Here is a 17,075-nt window from a genome sequence, read left to right on the forward strand (position 1 = left end):
TCTGCCAACGCAACGAACAGCATCTCGGATCGCCAGGCGCTAAATCAGGAAGTGCAGCAGCGGATAGAAGAAATTAACCGGATTGCCAGCCAGACTTCATTCAACGGCTTGAAAGTCCTCGATGGTACGTTCGGCACGCAAACATTTCAGGTAGGCGCCAATACAGGCGAAACGATCGGTATCAGCGGACTGGATTCCAGAGGCAGCCAGCTTGGTGCCACAGCAGGAGCGACAACCGGTTTTGTTGCGCAGAGTGTTCCGTTTGCGACTGAAACAGATCCGACTGGTCTTGATTATACGACAGCCATAACAGGTACCATTAACCTTAATGGCACTGACTACGCTGTTGACAACGATGACGGCGGGAGCCCGGGCGATATCACCATTCTTGCAGCAAATATACAAACAGCGATTGCAGGTGATTTCCCAGACGTCACTGTCACCGGAGATGCGACCTCTGACACGCTTACATTCACCAACCCATCTGGCGAAACAATCCAGACCTCCTTTGCTCTCACTGACGCTGCTGTCACACCAAGCACATTTGCTCAATCCTTCAATGTCGAGGGCGGGTCGCTTGCAGAGTATTTTGAGAGCAATCAACAAGCTTCGGTAGACTTCACAGTAAATGGAGTTTCTTTCAACTCAACAGACATTACTTCGCTCAATGATCTGGTGGGCGCCATAAATGCCCGCTCAAACGAGACTGGCGTAGAGGCAAACCTTGACCGGACCAACGAAGAGATCATTTTCTCTTCACAGTTCGGAAATGATATTTCGGTCCAGATCACCTCGGATCTCGACGGAGATACCGTTAACGATATCGATCTGGACGAAACCTACACCTCTGCGGCCAACACCGTATCTCTTAATGATATTGACATTTCAACATCAGACGGAGCAGATTTGGCGATGATCTCGATTGATTTCGCAATCGACAAAATCAACGGCTTCAGGGCCGAGCTGGGCGCCGTCCAGAATCGGTTCGAATCCACCATCGCGAACCTGGCAACCACCTCCGAAAATCTCTCGGCTTCCAACAGCCGGATCCGGGATGCCGATTTCGCTGCAGAATCGGCCGAACTGGCCAGAACCCAGGTACTCCAGCAGGCCGGCCTCTCTGTACTGGCCCAGGCCAACGCCAGACCTCAGCAGGTACTTCAGCTGCTGCAGGGATAACGGCAGAGCCTCCCCCAAAAAAAGGGCCCGGTGCAAACCGGGCCCTTTTTTTATCCCCCCCTTCCGTCGCTTGAAACAGCCGGTTAAACGAACTGGCACGCCTTTCGCAACATATCCCTCAAAGCACGGCAAAACGCCCAGAAACTGCAGACCTTTGCCGCTTCGAACAGCGGCTATATTCACGAGGTGTCACATGCAAGCCAAGCATCAAATTCAGGTATCCCAGTCCCAACAGGCCCAGGTAGCTCGTCTGCTTTTGCAGGCCAATCTTGCCTACCGGGAATCCAACAGCAACCGCCTCAGCCATATCCAGCGGCTGAAGGCCCGGCAGGAATGCCGGGACTACCTGAACGAGGCGCTGGCCCTGGAGCCGGAGAACGCCGGAGCCCTTGGCCTGCTCGGCCGGGTGGAGATGGACGACGGGCAGCTTGAGAAAGCCCACACCCTGTTTAACGCCAGCCTGGAGCATCAGCCTGGCCAGGCCCAGCAACATTGCAACCTGGGCTACTGGGCTCTGAAAACAGAGCGCCCGACGCTTGCCGAGCAATATTTTGTGGAAGCTCTGGAATGCGACCGGCAATCTGCCGCCGCTTTCTGTGGCGTTGCCCACGCCAGACGTTTGCAGGGGCAGTTCGATGTGGCCTACCTGCACTACCGTAAACTTCTGCAATCTGGCGCTGAGTGGGATTCTGTGTACAGCGGCATGCTGTCCTGCGCCCAACACCTGGAAGTGAACTCGGCAGATTCGGCTCTGGCCAGGGATGCGATCGCCCTGTTGCAGAAGGAGGGTTTACCACACCAGGAGCTCGGCCGCTTTGTCGGCACGATCATTCATCAACAGTACGGCCTGGATAACCCGGACGCACAGATCTATCTGGATGCCGTCAGTGCCGACGAACTGTTGATCCTTGCCCTCAGGAAGACCCTGATGCCCAACCCAGCCGTTGAAGAGCTGGTAACCATGCTGCGCCGGGCCATCATTGCTGAAGTGGCGCAAACTGTTGAACTTCGGGACGAACTGCAGCGCTTGACACTCGCTATTGCCGAGTACGCCGACCGAACCGGTTATGCCCTGGCAGCCGAAGATGATGAGGAGCGTCTTGTCTGTGCCATCAATGACAGCATTCAGGCCCAGCTCGCCCTTGGCGAAGAACAGGATGGTCTTATCGGTTCGTTGATGATCAGCGCGATGTATGGCGCCCTCTTCCACCAATCCTTCGCCGTCCAGCTCGGCCAGTGGAATCTGGTGGACTGGCCTCTGGCTCTGCAACCCGTGCTGGCCGCCAGCTATTACAACCGGGCCCAAGAAGAGGCCATCAAACAGAACTTCGAAGAAAAAACGGAAGAACTCTGCCTGAAGAAAACCGATGTGCCTCAGGCATGGCCTTCCTGGTCTCAGTTGGCCTACCGCACACAAAGCAGTCTGAAATCTCTGATGGCTACGGAATTGGGACTGCCCACCGAGCATCTTCCGGCCACCCTCCGCATCATGGTGTGCGGTGCCCAGTCGGGTCAGCGAGCGATGGAGCTGGCCAGCTATCTGGATGATGTGGAAGTGATCGCGGTGGATGAATCCCTGGCCAACATCGCCAAAGCCACGCGCATGGCGAACGACATGGGCATGGACAACATCGTATTCTGGCCCTGGTCCATTGCCCGGCGCTTCGTAGCTGATGGACACCAGGTTCACTGGATCGAAGTCGGTCGCCTGCCCTCACCGGCCATGACCACCCTGTCTCTGGCAGCGCTTGCCAACGAAGCCACCGGCTCCGGCGCGGTGGTGCATTTACACACGGCCGTTGCCGAACAAACGGCGGGCGACAAACAGATTCGCAAACTGGTGAAAGAACACAGGCTTCAAGCCACCCGCCAGACCCTGCGCCAGCTCCGCCGGATGGTCCTGTCCAATCGGGGCGATGCCACCTGGCAGGAGCTGACTGCTGATGCCGATTTTTACAGCCTCGGCGGCTGCCGGGACCGCTGGTTCCGGGCACAGGATACTGCCCAGCTGAAACAACTGATGGCGATGGTCAGCAACGAGGTGGAATGGAAGCTGGTCAAAGCCCGGGATGTGGATGGCCATAGCCTGGCAACCGGGCCGGTTCAGAAACAGATTCAGGCGGAGGCGCTGGGCAGTGAGGTGCAAAGTCTGATGGGGCAGAATTTGAGTGTCTATTTCCTGAAGCGACGCTGAGCACACTCCGGGGTCAGGTGTGCTTTTCTCCTGACCCCGCCGTCCACCCTGCTTCTCAGACGTACGGAATCAAAGACTCGCCGTACAAATGCAGTTCCTCAAGCACATATCGGCGCTGGGGCGTCAGCTCCGGATCCGCCGCCAGGCGCTGTAATTCCTGAGCGTATGCCTCCAAAGACCGCCAACCCTTCTTCGGATGCATCAGCCGCTGGCTGCGAAACGCCTCCCAGCGCTCCATCTCTTCACCCATCAGGCTGCCTGGATAGTTTCTCGCCCGATAACGGAACAGCAGCTCCTGCAGTCGATCATCTTCAAAGTTTACTTCCAGCTCACCCAGGGTTTCCACTGGCTGCTCCAGCACCCAATTCAGCTTCTCGCGGTCAGTCTTGCTGATAAAACCGCCGGCATAGAGCTGCTCATCCGGATCGGTAAGATCGCTTTCGTGAGGCTGGTCAAAGGCTTCGGCAATTCTGGCTGGCAGATCCGGCGCTTTGCGTAACATCGCCAGATTGGCACGCAGAGTGTCACCATCCAACGCCAGCTCTTCGAGCCGTTCCGCAGAAAGCGTGGAAAGCATGGTCGCCGGCGCCAGCACCGGGCATTTATTCAGTTGCACACCTTTCAGAGGAAAGCGGCTCACGCCCTCCCCCAGTTCCGCCCGGGAGGTAAATACCCGCTCTCGAATCTGCGCCGGACTGGCGTTGATCAGCTCCGAGGGATCTTCCCTCAGATCGTAAACAATCACCAGATTCTTGTTGGTGGGATGATCGGCTACCGGTGCCACCATCGCGCAGCATCCGCGGCTGGCCGGATACTTGGCGGATATATGGAACACCGGCTTCATGGTGGCGGTATCCAGCATGGTGCGGGCAGAATGTTTGTCTTTGTTCTGCAACACAAAATCAAAGAGCCTCGGCTGCTTCTCCTTGATCAGTCTGGCCACCGCTATCGTTGCCTCAACATCCGACATGGCATCGTGGGCTGCCTCGTGCGTGATGCCGTTTGCGACTGTCAGCTCTTCCAGCCTGAAACTGGGGCTGCCATCTTCCTTGCGGGGCCAGTTGATACCTTCCGGACGCAGGGCGTAGGTTAGCCGCACCATATCAATGATGTCCCAGCGGGAATTACCGTTTTGCCATTCACGGGCATAGGGATCACGCAGGTTCCGGTACAGGGTGTGGCGACTAACCTCGTCATCGAAGCGCAAACTGTTATAACCCACCACACACGTGCCAGGTTGACTGAACGCTTCGTTGATCTGGGCAATAAACTCGGCCTCCGGGAAGCCGTCTTCCAGCGCTTTCTGCGGGGTAATGCCGGTAATCAGACAGGCTTCGGGTGATGGCAGGTAATCGTCCGCCGGCTTGCAGTAGATCACCAACGGGTCTTCGATGATATTGAGATCCGCATCCGTTCGCACGCCGGCAAACTGGGAAGGCCTGTCGTGAACCGGGTCTACTCCGAAGGTTTCATAATCGTGCCAGTAAAACGAGCGGATCAAGGGACTAAGCTCCTGCCAGGTAAGTTATACACGGCCCGAAGTCTAGCATTTAAAACAATTGGGTACCCATATCCACCTGATGGGTCTGCAACCGATCTACGCCCTGGGTAATCAACTGGCTCATGTCGACCTTCATGCTTGTGGGCAGATTGATAAACACCCCCTTGTCAGCATTGATAACGGTTGCGCCGTCCGGGCTCTGCCACTCTACGCCTTCCCGCTGAAAACCGATGAAGAAATCGCTGGTGAAGTCCGTAACGCCGTTGCTGCCTTCTTCGCCAACGTACAGAGACTGAAGGTGGGTCAGAGGCGCACAATTAATGCCCTGGGCACAATCTGCCGTGCCGTCGTCGATTCCAATATGGCTCGCGCGGTAGTTGGTGGCCTGCGTGTTGTCGTCGAACAGGGTAGCATCGTACTCCTGGCCACCACTGGTCAGCGTCAGTCCAATATCACCACTGAAACTGCTGGTCAGCGAAGAAACCGACCCTCTGGCTTGCTCAAACCCCATGCGAAAGCCGGAAAGCTTACCTTCGATCGGATCTTCGGCCAGTTCGATATAGGGTTTGTAAGCTTCGAAATGGACGGTATCACCGGCACTGTAGGTCGCGCCGTTGAATTGCTCACCGTCATTACGGGCAATATGGCCCAGCGCTACATGCTGAGCCGCGAAGTCCACGCCGCCGTTAATCTCACCAGCCTGCACATCATCCACGTTCAACCGGGTTTCCACATCCATGGTCAACGTCATGCGCGTAAACTCATGGGGGTTTCCCGGAATGTCCTGAATGTTCTCGATCTGCATAAAGGCCTGCCCGGTCACCTCACCCATGCTTGCATCGGAAATGGGTTTCAGTTCGGCCTGGACAACGGGCGCAATACCCAGGCAAAACAGGGTAACGACAGCGCATCCATACGCATGCTGTGTCATAGTTTTTGTCTCTGAAGTTGTTTTTAGAGTCGGTTTTCGACGCCAGACTCCACTGCGGCCCGGTTTGTTTTCGTTCTCCGGTACTCACAGGCGGCCGGGTTATACACTCTTTTTGTCAGCCGCAGGCACACTATAACCAAGGCAGTCCGGGCAAGAGAGTGAGCAGAGTCACAATCACCATTTACAATTCAGTAATACTCAGTCAATTTTGAATACAGTCACAAAACCTTTGGCCTATTATATTTACAGCATCTTACGAAACGTTACAGCTGCTGTAGCAAACGTGTACATAATAAATACTACTGGTATACTTCCGCACCTTATGACCAACCCTTTACGGCCCCACCAATGACCAACCCTTTACGGCCCCGCCAATGACCACTCGCATATTGATCTGCGATGACTCTGCGCTTGCCAGAAAACAAATGGCCCGGGCCCTGCCAGAGGGATTGCGTGGGGATGTCAGCTTCGCAAAGGACGGTGTTGAAGCTCTGGAGAAACTGCGCCGGAACGAAGCCGAGCTGATGTTTCTCGATCTGAACATGCCCGAGATGGACGGCTATCAGGTGCTGGAACACGTTCTTAAGGAAGATTTGCCGGTCATGACCATTGTCGTTTCCGGCGATATCCAGCCTGAGGCCCGGGAGCGGGTGAAGAAGCTCGGAGCGCTCGACTTCATCAAAAAACCCACAGAAACCTGGGTCGTTCTGGATCTGCTGGTCGAATACGGGGTGTACCGGCCCGGCGAGCTGGAAGACACCGCGCTGCACGACAACAACCTCAAGAGCACATCCAGCAACCGTCCTGAAATCTCGGTATCTCTGAACGACTACCTGCAGGAAATTTCCAACGTCGCCATGGGCCGGTCTTCTGACTTGCTGGCGAGGTTGTTGAAAGTCTTTGTCAAACAACCCATTCCCAAGGTTGCCTTCCTGGCCAATTCTGAATTGCACATGGCCATTTCCTCGGTCAGCGACAGTGATACCTACTCGGCCGTTTGCCAGGGGTTCACCGGTGCCGGCATTGCCGGTGAAGCACTGCTGCTGTTCGCAGACGCCAGCTTCCGGGAAATGGCCGAGATGCTGCATTATGAGAACCTTGAGGGTGAGGCAGTAAACGTCGAAGTACTGATGGATATGTCCAGCATTCTGTTCGGCGCCTTCCTCAAAGGGATTGGCGACCAGCTCGATCTGAACCTCGGCCTTGGCCACCCCACCGTCCTTGGTCAGCATCGGCAAATTAACGAATTGCTGGAACACCACAGTGCCCGGGAAGAACAGCTTTTGTGTATTGAAATATGCTACACCCTGGAAAACCGCGACATTGAATGCGACATGCTGATCCTCCTAACTGAGGATTCAGTGCCTTTTCTGGAAGATCGTCTGCAATACCTGGTGGACTGACTCATGGCCATAGAAGAATCTGAAGCCAACTCTTTTCACTGGCTCATGGACATGCTGGAATCAGTGGAAGTTGGCCTGGTGGTCCTGGATCTGGACTTCAAAGTTGAAGTCTGGAACGGGTTTATGGAGAACCACAGTGGCATCACCGCCAGCAAGATCCAGGGACAGAACCTGTTTGATGCCTTCCCGGATATTCCCGAAGCCTGGCTAACCCGCAAAGTGGACGCCGTAGCCCTTCTGAATACCAAAGCCTTCACATCCTGGGAGCAGCGCCCTTACCTGTTCAGGTTCCGCAACACCCGGCCGATAACCGGCACCGAGAAGTACATGTTCCAGAACCTCACCATCAGCCCGCTTTCCGGCACCAATGGCCAGGTCGAGAAAGTGTGCCTTATGGTGTACGACGTAACCGAATTTGCCAGCAGCAAAATGGCTCTGGAACGGGCCAACGAGCAACTGGCGAAGCTCAGTATGACCGATCGCCTCACTGGCCTGCTGAATCGCGGTACCTGGGAAAACCTGGTCGACGCCGAGTTCGAACGCTTCCGCCGCTACGGCCATGCCACCAGCCTGGTGATGTTCGATATTGACCACTTCAAACCGGTGAACGACACCCACGGCCACCTGGCCGGAGATGAAGTCATCAAACACACCGCCAGCGTTACCCGAGGTGCCATTCGCCAGACGGACAGCGCCGGGCGTTACGGCGGAGAGGAGTTCGGCATCATATTGCCGGAAACCGACGCCGAAGGCGCCCGCATCATCTGCGAACGGATACGGGAAACCATAGAAAAGAGTGTGGTGAACACCAGCGTGGCATCCATCCGCTATACCGTCAGCATTGGCATTGCCCAGTTAACCGCCGAACCGGAAAACTATATGCAGTGGATGCAGAAAGCAGATGAGGCACTGTATGAGGCGAAGGAAAGCGGAAGGAACCGGATAGTAGTGGGTTAAGCAGCCCCTCTCCGGACAGGAGAAGGGCCAACTCAGATCAGTCCTGCTGCCAGCTTTGCACAGCTTCCTTACCGTGTTTCTGACGCCACTCGTTCAGCGTCTTGTGATTGCCACCACGGGTCTGGACTACCTCACCGGTGTGCGGATTCTTGTAGGTTTTCATCGGGCGCTTGGGACGGCTACCAGACGTTGAATCGCCTTTACCACCCGCCACCGAGGGATCGATTGCAGAAAGAATCTGAAGTACATCCTTGGGTGACTTGTCATACTCCTTCATCAAGGCGCGAACCTTGTTTTCAAACTCCAGTTCACCTTTCAGAGCCTGGTCTTTTTCAAGCTTTTCCAGCTCTGCAGCAAGCTTTTCCATAAGCTGTTTTTTCTGGTAATAATCGTTGATCTTTGCCATGGAATTAAAACCTTATTCATATAGGGGTTTTAAAAACTTTATTCGGAGTTGACTAAAAGTCAGCCACAATAGTAATCAAATAAATGTAACCTGGCAAAATTATTTATTTATAACTTCTTAATAAAAAGCCGATCTACTTGATCGGCTTTTAAATCACATACCATCTGTACAAAAACCGTACTTACAGCCTGAGTTCAGCTTCACCCAACGGTAAAACACCCTTCAGATCAAACAGAACACCATTGCCTTTCAAATAAGCCCGCAATTCTTGCGCAGATCTTACGATATATTCACGATGAGGCACGGCCAGAAGCAGTGCATCATAAATGCCAGATTCCGGAGACTCTACCAGAGATATACCGTATTCATGCTCCGCCTCGGCATTGTCTGCCCAACAATCCGTTACATCCACAGAGCAACCGAAGTCCTCCAATTCCTGGATAACATCAATAACACGGGTATTTCGCAAATCCGGACAGTTTTCCTTAAATGTCAGCCCCATGACCAACACCCGGGAGGAAGCTACGGTATGCCCGGATTTAATCATCGCCTTAACAAGTTCAGCTGCCGCATAGGGGCCCATATTGTCATTTACGCGCCTGCCCGACAGAATAATTTCCGGATGGTAACCAATAGCCTGAGCTTTATGGGTCAAATAATACGGATCCACACCAATACAATGCCCACCTACCAGACCGGGTTTGAACGGCAGGAAGTTCCATTTAGTGCCGGCTGCAGCCAGAACCTCATGAGTATCAATTTTCAGGCGTGAGAAAATCATTGAAAGTTCGTTCATCAGTGCGATATTCAGGTCGCGCTGGGTATTTTCGATCACCTTGGCGGCTTCGGCCACTTTAATAGAACTAGCTTTATGGGTACCTGCAATAATCACACTGGCATAAAGCGCATCCACTTCATCGGCAATGTCCGGTGTGGAGCCAGAGGTCACCTTTATAATACTTGTTACCCGATGCTCTTTATCGCCCGGATTTATTCTCTCGGGACTGTAACCGGCAAAGAAATCCTTGTTAAACACCAGTCCCGATACTTTTTCCAGGACCGGCACGCAGACTTCTTCTGTCGCACCCGGGTATACCGTGGATTCATAAATCACGATATCGCCCTGTTTCAAAACCTGACCCACAGTTTCACTGGCCTTTACCAGAGGTGTTAAATCAGGCGTTTTAAACTCATCGATGGGCGTGGGAACCGTTACAATAAAAATCTGGCAATCGCGAATACCTTCAAGATTATCGGTGAAGGACAAGCCCGATGCCGCCGACAACTCTTCCCGGGAAACCTCCTGAGTAACATCAACGCCATCCTTTAACTGCAGAACGCGCTTACTGTTGATATCAAAGCCAACGATTTCCCGCTTTTCACCGAACGCTGCGGCAAGAGGAAGCCCGACGTAACCCAAACCAATGACTGCAATTTTTTTCATCTGAAGTCCTTTCCCAGGAAATGAAGCCCGGCGCCGATCCGCCCTACTCTGATGGAATGATTATGTCTGTAGCAGACAGGGATTGAAAACATCTTTTCAACGCCAACTTTGACTCAGGATCACCATGAACAATCCGGATCTCCCGGGGCGGCGAAGAAATACCGGCAACAAATTCCAGAAGATCGGATTGTCCCGCATGCGCTGAATAACCTCCGACCTGGTGAACCTGCGCCCGGATGTCATAGCGCTCGCCGTCCAGCTGCACCCAACCGCCCCGGGGCCCATACGTGAGAATATCCCTTCCGGGAGTCCCGGCCGCCTGATAACCGACAAACAACACATCATTGCGGCTATCCGCCAGCATCGCCTTGAGATAATTGACCACACGACCACCCGCACACATACCAGAACCCGCCAGAACCACGCAAGGGCGATGGGAACGAGCCAGATACTCCACGGTATTGAGATGCTCTTCGTGGGAATTGATAACCGTCAGCTGCTCAAAGGACAAGGGGTGGCGACCCTGAACAACCAGATCCCTGGCCTCGGCATCCCAATAGGGTTTCAGATTACGGTATATCTGAGTAAATTCGGCCGCCAGCGGCGAATCAACAACGATTTCCAGATTGCTCCAGAGCGCCCCACCAAAATCGTGAATCAAACTCTCAATTTCATACAGCAGCTCCTGCGTCCGGCCAATACTGAACGCCGGCACCAAAACCGTCCCGCCATCCTCAAGAGCGTGCTCAAGCACTGACTTCAACCGGTAGCGTCGTGTTTCCCGGTCTTCGTGGTCCTTATCCCCGTAGGTACTCTCAATCACCAGGCGATCTGCCCGCTCGGGGGATTCGGGAGCGGTGAGCAGCGGGGCATGGGCGGCTCCGAGATCGCCACTGAACACGATCCGTTCCTCAGCATCGTCCTCACGGGCGTCGCATTCTACGTAAGCCGAGCCGAGAATATGCCCGGCTCGCTGCAAACGAACTGACAAGGAACAGCCTTCGCCAGAAAACACCGAATGCCACTGGCCATAGGGCAAGGGCACCAGGCGTGAACGAATCAAATCCAGAACCCGCTCGATCAACTGGCGATCCCGGGTAAACCCGATCTTCAGAGCATCCTCCAGAATCTCGGGCAACATAATCGCGGAGGGCTCAGAGCATATGATGGGCCCATCAAAACCGGCGGCCAACAGATATGGAATACGCCCGACATGGTCGATATGGACGTGAGTCACTACCAGAGCCCGGATGTGCCCGATGGGAAACCGGATCGTCAGATCCGAACTGGAGGCGCCCCCGCCTTCGTCATGCCCCTGAAACAGACCGCAATCCACGAGTATGCCTGCAGCCCTGGCATCAGAAACGCCGGATTCCCGGCTCCCCCCGCCAAGCCTGACCTCGTGGCAGGACCCGGTGACACCGGCAGTAGCTCCGTGGTGACAAATCTCAATCATAGTCAACAATCCCTGTTGAAAGACGCAAAGACAAACTCAATTGCCTGACAAAGAAAACCCGGCCGCGGCTGCCCGGTTATCCCAATGGAAGCCGGCGGACCTTATCTCCCGTTAAACCCTGATCAACGTTTTCGCGGCCGCCGTTACACCATACGAGATCCGCAAGATGATCGCTCGGTGCGAATGCGGTCGGTGCTTCCTTGAGAATGTCGACAATGTCGCGGCAGTTAAATTCCTGACTGGCCCGCATCAAACGGTTCAGAGTAGACTCAAGTTCTTCCCAGGGCATAGAGACCTCTCTGGCCATCATAACCCGACTGTGCGCGGTGCCCTGCGGGTCATCCCCGATCAGAAGTTCTTCATAAAGCTTCTCGCCCGGACGGAGTCCCGTGAACACGATCTCTATATCACCATCCGGTCGGTCAGGGGTCTTTTCAATCATCCCCATCAAGTGGATCATCTTGCGGGCCAGATCCGCTATTTTAACGGGTTCGCCCATATCCAGAACAAATACCTCACCCCCAAGCCCCATACTTCCCGCCTGCAGAACAAGCTGACTGGCCTCGGGAATGGTCATGAAATAGCGAGTGATATCCGGATGCGTCACCGTCACCGGTCCGCCATCCCGAATCTGATCTCGGAACAAGGGCACCACGGACCCCGAAGAACCCAGAACATTTCCGAACCGCACCATAGAGAATATGGTTGCCGTTTGCCTCGCCGAAAGCCCCTGCAAGACCAGTTCAGCCATGCGCTTGCTGGCCCCCATCACATTGGTGGGTCGCACGGCTTTATCTGTGGAGATAAGAACAAAACGCTCCACATTGGCTGCTATCGCCGCTTCCGCCAGATTGAAGGTACCAAACACATTGTTCTGCACGCCCTCAATGATGTTGTGCTCGACCAGAGGAACGTGTTTGTACGCAGCCGAGTGATAGACGGTCTGAACATTGAACGCCCTCATTATGGACTCACATCGTCTGCGATGGATAACGCTGCCCAACAGCGCATGTATCTCTACCCCCAGCCCTTCTACCCGATTAATCGAAGACAACTCGCGCTCAATGAAGTAGAGCAAATATTCGCTCTGTTCCAAAAGCACCAGCTTACGGGGCTGGTTCCGCAATATCTGGCGACACAGTTCCGAGCCTATCGAACCTCCGGCACCGGTTACCATCACGGTTTTTCCAAACAGGCTGGCCGCCACCCTGGCCGAATCCGGGCGTACCGGCTCCCGGCCCAGCAAATCTGATATATCCAGGTCTCGTATGTCGTTGATCCTGGCCTGGCCGGCAACCAGTTCGGTCATGGAGGGCACGGTCTGTACGGGCACTTCCAGACTTTCGAGTTCCATCAGGAGCTGCTTTCTGTCCACGCCAGATACCGGATCAAGCGCAAGCAGTATCCGGCGTACGCCATACTTGATGATGTTCTTGGCCACAAGATCAATGGTCACCACAGGCAATCCATCAATCATGGATTTGTGGTGGTCGGGCTCCAGAGTCACGAACACTACGGGCCTGTATTCCGTCCCCTGGCGCAGTGCAGACGCCAGGGCCATACCCGTCTCGCCGGCTCCGACAATCGCCACCGGCTCCTTATGACGCTGTCCTGGATGGTTAACAAGGACACGCACCCCAAGACGCGTTCCCCCTACAAATACAAACGCCAACGCACCGTATATGATTGGCACCGAACGCGGCACGGGCACCTGCAAAATGTAACCAAAGACAATCAGCGCCAAAGAAGACGCAATCACACCATAAACAATCGTCAGAAACGCCTGATCACCCAGAAACCGGATCACGGCCCGGTACAGACCGAGCCGGATGAACACGGCAATGGTTAAAACAACCGTGATTCCTGCCACCAGCATGTGGCCACGGGTGGGAATCCACAAATCCTGCTCAAGACGGAGAGAGAAGGCCGCCCAGATGGCAAAAAACAGCACCACCATGTCCGAGGCGACCGAAATCAATCGTTTAACCAGCCTGGGCATTTGCAAAAAAGTATCTATCATTCTGCGTCCTTTACCCGGTCGCCCGTTCCTTTACCAATCACCGTTAGAAGCACATAGCGAAAATAAGCCTGCACGTTCAGATTATCGAGCATTTTCGCATCCATCTTTGCCAGTAATCGGGGCGTCGACATATCAACATGATGAATCTGGGCCAGCCCTGTAATGCCTGGTCTGGCGTTGAACACTCCACGGCATTGCCTCTCACAGACCAGCTCTTCCTGGTCCGGAAGACACGGCCGCGGCCCTACCAGACTCATGTCACCCTTAAGCACATTCCACAGTTGGGGTAACTCGTCAAGCTTGGTACGCCGGAGAAACCGGCCGAATCGCGTCACCGATGAACTGTCCACAAGATGGCTCGCTGTGGAAATAGTCCCCACGGTCATCGTTCGAAACTTTATCAACGTGAAAGGCTTCGAATGTCGACCGACCCTTCGCTGCCTGAAAAGCGGCGACCCCGTATCGAAAAAGCCGATCAACAACAGCACCACGAACACGGGAAAACCGAAAATCAAACCAAGCAATGAGAAACAGATATCCAGGAACCGGAGCATAGTGTGTTAGTGCCTGTGCCCGATTGTCTGTTTTCCGTGGCCGGAGAAGCACCGTTGCAACCCTTCGTCCAGGGTCAATGGCGGCACCCAACCCAGCCGTTCCCTTGTCTTCGAAATATCCACGGTCAGGGAAAAGAGCAAACGTCTGGCCAACGCTTTCTTTCCCGCCAGCGAGGCCAGGGTTTCCAGGAACCAGACCGGTACTGAAAACACTCTCGACGGCTTACCGGCCGCACCGGCCAATCGTTCAAGAATCTCCGGCAGAGAGAGATCTTCATCGTCACTTGCGAGAAACACCTCATTCGCCGCCGACGGGTGGTTTATACAGGTCACAATCAGGTTCGTCAGATTATCAACACCAATCATCGAGCGGCGATTCCGGACCGCACCAAACGGCAGAGGCAATCCTCTCTCGACCCAGCCGATCATACTGGCGAAATTCCCCTTCACCCCCTTACCGTATACGAGCGGTGACCGAATAACCACAACCTCCATGCCGGTCTCACGGGCAAGCTTCCCGAGCTCCTGCTCGGCCTGCCATTTTGACCGGCCGTAGGGCTCCTCAGGGGCCGGGGTATCGTCGGCCGTAAAACCGTCGTCGCCAGCTGTGTTCTCACCGTTCACTTTAATACTGCTCATAAAAATGAAACGCCGAACACCGGCCCTGGCAGCCTGCCTGGCAAGATTCAGTGTCCCGGCAACGTTCACCTCCCAAAGCGCCTGCGACAAGGCTCCACCGGGATCCTTCATTGCCTGAACCTGCGCTGCCGTATGAACGACCGCGTCTACCCCGGCCAGCGCCACGGACCAGTCGGTTTGACCATCGACTGAACCCACTACCCTTTCATCCGGGCCACCACGCCCGGACCGCACCGCACCGATAGCGGTAAACGCCCGGTCAGCGGCGAGTTCACGCATGAGATTCTGGCCAATAAAACCAGAAGCACCTGTTACCAGCACACTGCGTTGCTCGTTCATACTTCAGACACTCTGGTAAGCACTCAGTGTTTTCTCCGCCGTGGTCTTCCAGGAGAAACGATACGGCGGCAACCGGTCCGGCATGGTTGCCAGGGCCTCCTCGAGACTACCGGACAGATTGCCCAGGTCTGCCAGAAACGCCTGTTTACCGGCAACCTCCGCCATGGCACCGAAGTCCGAGGTTAATACCGGTGTACCGCAAGCTCGGGCTTCCGCAATCGGCAGGCCAAACCCCTCGTAAAATGAGGGGTAAGCAAACAATCGCGCCCCCGAAATAAGCCCCGCCAGATCAGCGCGCGGAACGCGACCTGCGAGAATGACCTTGCCGCCCCTTTGGCCAACCGATTCCACAATGCGGTAGAGCCGGTCACTGTCCCAGCCAGAACCACCAACCAGAACAAGCGGATAATCGTTCTTAAAGCGCTCAGGCAACCTGTCGTACGCCTCAACCAGACCAACCAGGTTTTTCCTCGGTTCAAGGGTAGCAACCGAAAGAATATACCCTTTGTAATCCAGGCCAAACCGGGACAGAACCTGCTGTGCCTCCGATGCCTCGAGTTGCCGGAGGTCCTCTTCCACGCCGAGGTGAACGGGCACCACTTTCCGCGCTACATCAGGAAAAAAGGAACAGATCTCGCTCTGGATGAATTCACTGTCGGTAATGACAAGATCCGCCCGATCCAGAGCACCTGGCAATTGTTTGTTCAGAAACCGCACCCGGCCCGCCGGGTGATACTCCGGATACCGCAGATGGGACAGATCGTGCACGGTCACGATCAGGGGCCCACTGAACCTGAATGGAACAAAATTAGGCTCATGGTAAAGGCATTCGCCCAGGCCCGAGACCGCTCGTGAGGCGCGCTGATCCCGCACCCATTGGCGCAGCGGGTAAGCACCCGGAACAGACCGTAAAAACGGCTTCCATCGGTTCAGGAGACCGGACGCAGAGCCCGAACCACCGGCCTGGCCACCCTCCTCATCGAGCAACTGCTCAAGAGCGCCGCCTTCAATCAACTGCCCCCTGAGAACGCCCTTTACATCAACACCCGGCAATCGGCCGAGCTCTCTGCAGAGGTGCTCCGTGTAGTAACCAATCCCCGTTCTCGGATGATCAAGCGAGTCCAGCCTGAGCACTACCCTCATCAACGGGTCTCTTCGTACATGCTTTCCAGCGTTTCTCGAAGAGGGGTCGTTCTGAGACCGCCAAGAGTTTCCCGAAGGCGGCTGTTGTCCCCCACAAGCACCGGAATCTCGTTACTGCGAACGAAGGCCGGATTTACCACAACCTTGATCCTGTAGCCGGCAATCTCAGCCATCATATCCAGCACGTCGGAGATCGAATAGGCATTACCGGAGCATAGATTGACCGGAGACGCTTCGTTCTTGGCTTCCAGCAGACCAATGTAATAGTTCACCACATCCCTGACATCGGAAAAATCACGACTCACATTAATATTGCCCAGCTCGATCATGGGCTCACCACGGGAAAAGTGGTTAACAACCTTGGGAATCAGAAATCGCTCGTTTTGCCCTGGCCCGGTGTAATTGAAAGGCCTGGTCACCGTTACTGGTAAATGCCCAAACCTGGCCGCCACCAGGTGCTCCATCGAGAGCTTGCTGGTTCCGTAGTGATTAACAGGTGATGGGCAAAGACTCTCGTCAATCCGTGACACCGAGGGCGTCCCATAGACGTTGGCGCTGCTCGCAACAATGATACGCGACGGACCGGGCTGCAGTTCGTCGATGGATTCAAGGAGGTTGAGGGTACCGATGGTGTTCACCCGGTAAAAATCCTCTGCCACGCCGTGCCCGACAAATGACAATGCCGCCAGATGGATTACGCCATCGGGGCGAACCGCACGAACCATCTCCGAGAGCGAGTTCCTGTCCAGCAGGTTTGCGTCTACAACCTTTTCACCAACCGCTCCACTGGCACCCATCGCATAGACATCATAGCCTTTCGCCAGGAGCAACGGGACCAGAAACCGGCCAGTGAAGCCACCGGCCCCAGTGACCAGAATTCGTTTCATATTTCCTCCTAATACCAACCGG

Annotated in this window: 14 protein-coding genes; 4 read left to right on the forward strand and 10 right to left on the reverse strand. The window is 54.9% G+C overall.

The window, feature by feature from the left end; all coding sequences use genetic code 11:
• A partial coding sequence (locus KO499_RS11565; RefSeq protein WP_266100644.1) for a flagellin occupies positions 1–1,179 on the forward strand: 1,179 nt, incomplete at its 5' end.
• Between the two features lie 193 nt (positions 1,180–1,372).
• Entirely contained in the window at positions 1,373–3,373 is a 2,001-nt protein-coding gene (locus tag KO499_RS11570; RefSeq protein WP_215983916.1) for a tetratricopeptide repeat protein, read from the forward strand.
• A gap of 55 nt (positions 3,374–3,428) precedes the next feature.
• On the opposite strand, the gene sbcB is transcribed toward KO499_RS11570, so the two are convergent.
• Positions 3,429–4,874, reverse strand: a complete 1,446-nt coding sequence (gene sbcB, locus KO499_RS11575; protein ID WP_215983917.1) for an exodeoxyribonuclease I — start codon at positions 4,872–4,874, stop codon at positions 3,429–3,431.
• Positions 4,875–4,923: 49 nt separating this feature from the next.
• Positions 4,924–5,805: a hypothetical protein gene (locus KO499_RS11580; protein WP_215983918.1), complete on the reverse strand. Its 882-nt coding sequence runs from the start codon at positions 5,803–5,805 to the stop codon at positions 4,924–4,926.
• Between the two features lie 374 nt (positions 5,806–6,179).
• Between KO499_RS11580 and KO499_RS11585 the strand changes: the two genes are divergently transcribed.
• Positions 6,180–7,208: a response regulator gene (locus tag KO499_RS11585; RefSeq protein WP_215983919.1), complete on the forward strand. Its 1,029-nt coding sequence runs from the start codon at positions 6,180–6,182 to the stop codon at positions 7,206–7,208.
• A gap of 3 nt (positions 7,209–7,211) precedes the next feature.
• Positions 7,212–8,165, forward strand: a complete 954-nt coding sequence (locus KO499_RS11590) for a sensor domain-containing diguanylate cyclase (RefSeq protein ID WP_215983920.1) — start codon at positions 7,212–7,214, stop codon at positions 8,163–8,165.
• A gap of 37 nt (positions 8,166–8,202) precedes the next feature.
• Here KO499_RS11590 and KO499_RS11595 read toward each other — a convergent pair whose 3' ends face one another.
• From KO499_RS11595 to KO499_RS11630, 8 genes are all read right to left on the reverse strand, one after another.
• Positions 8,203–8,571 (reverse strand): histone-like nucleoid-structuring protein, MvaT/MvaU family, encoded by a 369-nt coding sequence (locus KO499_RS11595; protein WP_215983921.1) that lies wholly within the window; start codon positions 8,569–8,571, stop codon positions 8,203–8,205.
• Between the two features lie 181 nt (positions 8,572–8,752).
• A complete protein-coding gene (gene tviB, locus KO499_RS11600; RefSeq protein ID WP_215983922.1) occupies positions 8,753–10,015 on the reverse strand; it encodes a Vi polysaccharide biosynthesis UDP-N-acetylglucosamine C-6 dehydrogenase TviB in 1,263 nt (420 codons plus the stop codon).
• Positions 10,016–10,058: 43 nt separating this feature from the next.
• The gene (locus KO499_RS11605; RefSeq protein ID WP_215983923.1) at positions 10,059–11,471 is read right to left on the reverse strand and encodes an MBL fold metallo-hydrolase RNA specificity domain-containing protein; all 1,413 of its coding nucleotides are present in this window, start codon (positions 11,469–11,471) and stop codon (positions 10,059–10,061) included.
• Positions 11,472–11,547: 76 nt separating this feature from the next.
• Positions 11,548–13,491: a polysaccharide biosynthesis protein gene (locus KO499_RS11610; RefSeq protein ID WP_215983924.1), complete on the reverse strand. Its 1,944-nt coding sequence runs from the start codon at positions 13,489–13,491 to the stop codon at positions 11,548–11,550.
• Positions 13,488–14,045 (reverse strand): sugar transferase, encoded by a 558-nt coding sequence (locus KO499_RS11615; protein WP_215983925.1) that lies wholly within the window; start codon positions 14,043–14,045, stop codon positions 13,488–13,490. Before KO499_RS11615 ends, KO499_RS11610 begins: the two co-directional genes overlap by 4 nt.
• 6 nt (positions 14,046–14,051) lie before the next feature.
• Positions 14,052–15,023, reverse strand: coding sequence for a UDP-glucose 4-epimerase family protein (locus KO499_RS11620; protein WP_215983926.1), 972 nt, complete (start codon positions 15,021–15,023; stop codon positions 14,052–14,054).
• A 3-nt stretch (positions 15,024–15,026) separates the two neighbouring features.
• Complete coding sequence (locus KO499_RS11625) at positions 15,027–16,166, reverse strand: glycosyltransferase family 4 protein (RefSeq protein ID WP_215983927.1); 1,140 nt, start codon at positions 16,164–16,166, stop codon at positions 15,027–15,029.
• The gene (locus tag KO499_RS11630) at positions 16,166–17,053 is read right to left on the reverse strand and encodes a GDP-mannose 4,6-dehydratase (protein WP_215983928.1); all 888 of its coding nucleotides are present in this window, start codon (positions 17,051–17,053) and stop codon (positions 16,166–16,168) included. The genes KO499_RS11625 and KO499_RS11630 overlap by 1 nt, the downstream gene beginning before the upstream one ends.
• Positions 17,054–17,075: the final 22 nt, after the last annotated feature.

It is taken from the genome of Marinobacter sp. F3R08 (assembly GCF_018860425.1).
In the GTDB taxonomy this organism is placed as follows: Bacteria; Pseudomonadota; Gammaproteobacteria; order Pseudomonadales; family Oleiphilaceae; genus Marinobacter.

Bases quoted from the DNA above. Each gene is read 5' to 3' on its own strand.
- KO499_RS11590 (WP_215983920.1), top strand. From the start codon at position 7,212: ATGGCCATAGAAGAATCTGAAGCCAACTCTTTTCACTGGCTCATGGAC.
- KO499_RS11605 (WP_215983923.1), bottom strand. From the start codon at position 11,471: ATGATTGAGATTTGTCACCACGGAGCTACTGCCGGTGTCACCGGGTCC.
- KO499_RS11610 (WP_215983924.1), bottom strand. From the start codon at position 13,491: ATGATAGATACTTTTTTGCAAATGCCCAGGCTGGTTAAACGATTGATT.
- KO499_RS11625 (WP_215983927.1), bottom strand. From the start codon at position 16,166: ATGAGGGTAGTGCTCAGGCTGGACTCGCTTGATCATCCGAGAACGGGG.
- KO499_RS11580 (WP_215983918.1), bottom strand. From the start codon at position 5,805: ATGACACAGCATGCGTATGGATGCGCTGTCGTTACCCTGTTTTGCCTG.
- KO499_RS11585 (WP_215983919.1), top strand. From the start codon at position 6,180: ATGACCACTCGCATATTGATCTGCGATGACTCTGCGCTTGCCAGAAAA.
- KO499_RS11620 (WP_215983926.1), bottom strand. From the start codon at position 15,023: ATGAACGAGCAACGCAGTGTGCTGGTAACAGGTGCTTCTGGTTTTATT.
- KO499_RS11615 (WP_215983925.1), bottom strand. From the start codon at position 14,045: ATGCTCCGGTTCCTGGATATCTGTTTCTCATTGCTTGGTTTGATTTTC.
- KO499_RS11630 (WP_215983928.1), bottom strand. From the start codon at position 17,053: ATGAAACGAATTCTGGTCACTGGGGCCGGTGGCTTCACTGGCCGGTTT.
- KO499_RS11595 (WP_215983921.1), bottom strand. From the start codon at position 8,571: ATGGCAAAGATCAACGATTATTACCAGAAAAAACAGCTTATGGAAAAG.
- tviB (WP_215983922.1), bottom strand. From the start codon at position 10,015: ATGAAAAAAATTGCAGTCATTGGTTTGGGTTACGTCGGGCTTCCTCTT.
- KO499_RS11570 (WP_215983916.1), top strand. From the start codon at position 1,373: ATGCAAGCCAAGCATCAAATTCAGGTATCCCAGTCCCAACAGGCCCAG.